Source organism: Nitrospirae bacterium CG2_30_53_67 (assembly GCA_001873285.1).
In the GTDB taxonomy this organism is placed as follows: Bacteria; CG2-30-53-67; CG2-30-53-67; order CG2-30-53-67; family CG2-30-53-67; genus CG2-30-53-67.
Genome location: MNYV01000141.1, coordinates 1 through 4,100 on the forward strand (window position 1 = coordinate 1; position 4,100 = coordinate 4,100).

Consider the following 4,100-nt stretch of genomic DNA (forward strand, 5'->3'; position numbering starts at 1 on the left):
TTTTTTCCTGCATCCATCCTGCACACATCTCATGGGAAGGTCTTTTGCCCCGGCGGGGTTAAGTGGTCCTGTTCGTAAATACGGTAACGTACCGAGAGTGCCGTAGGGCGGCCTCATCCCCGCGCGCGACTGAGGCGTACCCCCTGCGGTACGTCGCAAGGAGCGGAACGCCGAGGAGGCCGCCCTACGGCACTCGAATGCGACCGTATTTACGAATAGGACCACTAAGGCCCTGATCGTGGGAAAGCATGAAAGGGGCGGGGAGGGCCTGAATCTTCCGTATCAAGGAGAGAATCTCTTCTTCGGCTGCATCCGGATCGAAATGAATCGGATGGATGACATTAGGCTGCAGAAAAACGAGCGCGGCCTCGACGTCTTCATTGAAAAGACGGTGTACGGCCAGGGCATATATCTCGATCTGGAAGCGGTATTCCTCGGCTTTTAGTGTGGCTTCGGACTCCGTCATCCGGTCGGTCTTGTAGTCAATGAGGGTGAGCCGTCCATGTGAATTCCGGTAGAGCTTGTCGATGACTCCCTGGACTTGGCAGGAGGAGCCGAGCTTGAGCACAAAGGGGATCTCGGTTGAGACCTCGGAGGCCTTTCGGATCTCCTCTGCGGTCTTTGTGGCGGAGAATCGTCTCAGGAGTTCAAGGGACTGCGCCCTTAATTCTTCCGTTTCCCCAGGCGCAAGCCGGATTCGGTTAAGCTCCAGATCCACAAGCGCCGTGAGTGAAGACTCTTTCAGGTCCCAGCGCTGAAGCATCCGGTGGACAAGGCTCCCAAGGTTTTTCCCTCCGGCAGTATGGAGGTCGAGTTCCGGAAGGGAGGGTTCCTTGATCCCGCAGGGTTGTGTGAGATCATATCCCTCTGTGCCTTTCCGGCCTGCACTCGGTTTGCCGGTGAAGGCCGAGAGTTGTGTGGCTGTGAATCGGACGGGCCGTGAGGGGGCCGGGGCCAGGGCCGACCGTTCGAGCAGGGCCCGTGCGGCGTCATGATCCGGGACCGGGACCGGTTCTCCCTGCAGGATCCCCGGGTAGGTTTCCATCCAGGTAGGCTCGTGAGGGATGCGCCGGCTTGGAGTGACGGCTTGGGTGAAGACGCGAACCTTCCGGTCTCCATACGGGATGTCTTCGTGATAGTTTTCCTCGGAGATGCCGAAGGCCTGCTTGATCCAGTCCATGGGCGCGGCCGAGCCGGGTTTGGGCTTCTTGGGGAAGCTCGGCTGACCGGAGAGGACCAGGAAATCTTTGGCCCGTGTGGCCGCAACATAGAAGAGCCGCTTCTCTTCATCGGCCTCATTGAACTTGGATGACTCCATGATCCGCTTCCGGATGTAGGAATCCCTGAAACTTCCCCTGTCGTCCGGTGTCTGTATCCCGATGCCGATGTCCCGGTGGACCTGGAGCGGTCCGGACCTTCCCCCGTCCCTGGCCGCAAGATCCGGCAGAAAGACCACGGGGAACTCCATCCCCTTGGCCTTGTGCACGGTGAGGATGCGGACCGTGTCCTTTGTCTCCTCGTCCATCGGGGATTCGGCCTCACGCGTATGCCTCTCCATGAGTTCCTCGATATGATCAACGAAGTCCGAGAGGTCGAAGAAGGGCTTTAATGAGAACTCCCGTGCAAAATCCATGAGTTTTTTGAGATTGGCATAGCGCTGTTTCCCGTGCACCGGATCGGTCAGGAGCATGGCCGGGTATCCGGACATGTCGAGAAAACGTCCGATGAGCTCAGGGATGCGGATCCTGTCCCGCACGGATCGGAGCTTCTCGATCATCTCCCGCGCCCGTATCAGGATCTTCTTTTCAGACTCACTGATCTCCCGGATGGATTCGGTCTCGCTCAATCCTTGGGACAGGGACCGCCCGCGGGTCATGAAGAAGAGGGTCTCATCCCTGAGTCCCACGCAGGGGCTGCGAAGGAGACCGGCCAGGGCCGCCTGGTCTTCGGGGTAGAGGAGGACCCTGAGGACATTTTCGACATCGATCACCTCCTGCTTCTCGAAGAATCCGGCCCCGCCTATGACCGTGAAGGGGATGCCGAGCCGCCTGAGAGCGTTCTCATAGATCTTGAGCCCGGTCATGGCCCTGAAGAGGATCGCGATATCTCCGAACTGCACGGCCCGTTTTTCACCCGGAGAGACATAGATCCTCTCTTCTTTGTTTTCGACCATGTCCCGGATACGGGCGGCGATCCATGCGGCTTCCTGCCGGCGTGTCTCCTCCATCAAGATCCTTTCCCCTGAGCTGGAAACAGAGAAGAAGCATTCCACGAAGTGGCCGCCGTCGACGCTCCCCATGTGGGGTTCGAGCGCCTCAAAGCCGATCGCATTCCCTGTCTGCGTGCGATCACGCACAGGCAGGCCGGATCCGGCGCCGGTGAGAAAGATTCCGGAGAAGAGGTGATTGATAAAATCGAGAATCTCTTTCTGGCTCCGGAAATTCCTGTTCAGGGGGATGACCCCTTGTGGATCATGCGCCTGGATCTCCTGCCGGAAGGCCTGGAACACGGAGACGTCCGCGCCGCGGAAGCTGTAGATCGACTGCTTTGCGTCCCCTACGGCGAAGATGCGCCCCGGCTCGTCCCCTATGATGCGCCGGACGATCTCCATCTGCACGCGGTCCGTATCCTGGAGCTCGTCCATGAGCAGGGTCGAGATCTCCCGCTGACAGCGGTTTCTTACTTCCGCGTTCTCCCGGAGAAGGCCGAGCGTGAGGATCAGGAGGTCGTCGAAGTCCACGGCCCCGCGCGCGTATTTTTCCGTACGGTACCGTTCGTTTATAAGATCGAATTCAAAGATGAGGGTGCGGAGAAGGGCCAGGTCCTGCTCCGCCTTTTCCTCATCATAGAGCAGGAGAAGGCCTGCCGACAGGGTCTTGAGTTCCATGAGAATGGCCTTCACGTTTTTTAATGCCTCTTCTCCCCATTTCTTTTTACTTCCGCCTTTCAGATGGATGGAGGAGAGCGCGGCCAGGATGTCTGCTGAAAGATCTTTTGATGAAACGAGGGTGAGGGCCTCCTGCCGGGTCTTCTCAATCAGGTCTTCCGGATCCGGGCAGGTCAGGAGTTCAAGGCGCCTGGCCAGGGACTGCGCCTCGGTCCGGGCCTGCTCACGCAGGGGCGCCATGATCTCCCGGTCCGAGAGGCCGCGATACCTTTCCGACCAGGCGGAAATGATTTCACGCTGTTCCAGCATCCGGGCCAGCAACTCCTGTGTGCGGCGGAGCCCGTATGCGGTGAGAAGCCGGATCATGGTCTCGGCCTCCTGGTTCAGGCGCTCGTTGATGAAGTCCTTGACGGTCCTATGGAGCAGGATGATGGTCTCGGTTTCGTTCAGGGTCATGAAGCGGGGGTCGATACCGGCCTCGATCGCGTTCTCTTTGAGAATGCGGGCGCAGAATCCGTGAATGGTCTGGATCCAGGCCGAACCCATCTCCAGGAATCTCCGGGACCAGATCTCCTTTTCCTCAGGATTCGCAGCAAGGGCGATCCTTGCCTGGATCTTGCTGCGGATCTTTTCCTTCATCTGATTGGCGGCCTTCTCCGTGAAGGTGATGGCGGCGATCCCTTGGACCTCCATGCCGCCGTGTTCGAGCAGGTAGAGGTACCGGTCCACCAGGACCGTGGTCTTTCCGGAACCGGCCCCGGCCGAGACACAGAGGTTGCGGCCCAGGGTGGTGACGGCCCGCATCTGGTTATGGGTCAGCCGGATCTCTTGATGATGGGCTGGTGTCGGGTTCATGGGTGTTTATATTTCTCTTTCCGTGGTTATTATTTCAGGTTCTTCTCCCATTTAATAGGTAAAAAGGGTTCGAGGGTTGAAGGTCCATAGTGTTCCAGGGGTCGAGGGGTCAAGGGTTCAAGTGAGATACTGAAACGCAAGCAAAATCTTCAGAGAAAAACACTGGAACCCTTGGACCCTATAATCCTCGGCCCCTTATGATTTTAGCACTTCACTTGACCCCTGGAATCCTTGACCCCTTGACCCCTGATGTTTTCACCCGCTCTTTTGGAGATGATCCTTATGTCATATCCCCTTTGGGGAGAAGATTCACACGTTAGAAGTCTTAATAAACTTCAAACTTGCATAACTCCTAACG

General features: G+C 57.8%; 1 protein-coding gene. It reads right to left on the reverse strand.

The window, feature by feature from the left end:
* Positions 1 to 184: 184 nt before the first annotated feature.
* Positions 185 to 3,742: a hypothetical protein gene (locus tag AUK29_08820; GenBank protein OIP62242.1), complete on the reverse strand. Its 3,558-nt coding sequence runs from the start codon at positions 3,740 to 3,742 to the stop codon at positions 185 to 187.
* Positions 3,743 to 4,100: the final 358 nt, after the last annotated feature.